The following is a 1,466-nucleotide window of genomic DNA, read 5'->3' on the forward strand; positions in this document are numbered from 1 at the left end:
GGCCGCTGGGTGCCGCACTGCACCCTGGCCCGCCGGGTGCGTGACGTGCCCGCCGCGGTGCGCACCGTCGAGGCCCGGCTGCCGCTGGCGGGCCGGGTGGAGGCGCTCGCCGTGCTGGAGGTCGGCGGCGCCGGTGACCTGCTGCACGCACCGCTGACCGGGTGAGCCCGACGTGGCGCGACGTGCGGACCCCGGCGGGTGGGGTTCGGCGGGCGGGGTTCAGCGGGCGGGGTTCACCAGGACGTCTCGCTGGGCGGCAGCACCGCCAGCTCCGGCACCACCGAGTCCGGCCACGTCGCGAACGCCACCATGACGGCGCGCGCCACCGTCGCGGGGTCCTGCAGCTTGGACCGGTCGGCGTCGGGGAAGCGGTCGGTGACGAACGGGGTGGCCATCCCGCCGGGGATGACGCCGGTGACGCCGATCCCGATGGACCCGTGCCGCTGCAGGCAGTCCCGCTGCGCCTCCTTGAACAGCGCCGCGGTGTAGGCGCGCAGGCCGTGCTTGGAGGCGGCGTACGCGCTCGCTTCCGTCCAGACCCGGCGGGCCGCGGTGGACAGCACGTTGACGACGTAGCCGTGGTTGCGCTCCAGCATCCCCGGGTAGAGCTCGGCCACCAGGTTCATCGGGCCCAGCAGGTTCACGGCGACGACGCGGCGGGCCTCCTCGGCGCTCTGGTGCTCGATCGGCAGGCAGGCGTCGTAGCCGGCGTTGTTGACCAGCACCGCGACGTCACCGGTCTCGGCGCGGACGCGGGCGACGGCCTCGGCGCAGGCGGCCGGGTCGGAGACGTCGAAGCCGAGCGCGCCGGCGCGCCCGCCGTCGTCGACGATGCCCGCGGCGGTCTGCTTCGCGGCCTCCTCGCGCAGGTCGCCGACCCACACGTGCGCCCCCGCGCGGGCCAGCTCCCGGGCCAGGGCCGCCCCCAGGCCGCTGCCGGCCCCGGTCACCAGTGCGATCTCGCCCGCGAGGTCCATCCGCTGCCTCCTGCGTCGTCGTCGGCGCACCCCGTCGGCGGGCCGGCGCCGCCGAGGCTAGTGACGGCCGGTGGGTCCGGCACGGCGAAGACCGCTGCACGCCGCCCGTCTCCAGGTTCGGGCGCCGGGAGGACGACCTCCCGGCGCCGAAACCCGGAGAGGGGCGAGGAGGGTGTTACTCGCCGCCGATCCGCTGGTCCGCGGCGTCCTCGGCCTTGTCGATCTGACCGGCGCCCTTGCCGCCGGTCCGGTCCTCCACCGCGTCGCCGGCCTTCTCGATGCCCGCGTCGCTGGCCTTCTCCGCCATGTCACCCAGGCCGCCCATGTCGGTCCTCCGCTCTGCCGGGTCGTGGGGCAGGGTCCTGCCCGCGCCCAGTCTCGGGGCGGGAGGCCGCCCCCGCGATCCGGGAGCTACCCGACCCGGCGCCCTTCTCCGGGTCCGGGCGCCCGCACGGCGGTGTGCGGGCGCCCGGACCCGGAGAAGGGCGC

2 protein-coding genes are annotated in these 1,466 nt (G+C 76.9%); both read right to left on the reverse strand.

Translation table 11 applies throughout. From position 1 onward, the window contains the following. Positions 1-233: 233 nt before the first annotated feature. Positions 234-977 (reverse strand): SDR family oxidoreductase, encoded by a 744-nt coding sequence (locus ABEB16_RS21580; RefSeq protein ID WP_345714227.1) that lies wholly within the window; start codon positions 975-977, stop codon positions 234-236. 175 nt (positions 978-1,152) lie between these two features. After that, positions 1,153-1,302, reverse strand: a complete 150-nt coding sequence (locus ABEB16_RS21585) for an antitoxin (RefSeq protein WP_345714228.1) — start codon at positions 1,300-1,302, stop codon at positions 1,153-1,155. Positions 1,303-1,466 lie beyond the last annotated feature (164 nt).

The sequence above is a fragment of the Kineococcus glutinatus genome (assembly GCF_039542765.1).
Taxonomy (GTDB): domain Bacteria; phylum Actinomycetota; class Actinomycetes; order Actinomycetales; family Kineococcaceae; genus Kineococcus_A; species Kineococcus_A glutinatus.

Coding starts and splice junctions, on each gene's coding strand:
- ABEB16_RS21580 (WP_345714227.1), bottom strand. CDS start 977: ATGGACCTCGCGGGCGAGATCGCACTGGTGACCGGGGCCGGCAGCGGC.
- ABEB16_RS21585 (WP_345714228.1), bottom strand. CDS start 1,302: ATGGGCGGCCTGGGTGACATGGCGGAGAAGGCCAGCGACGCGGGCATC.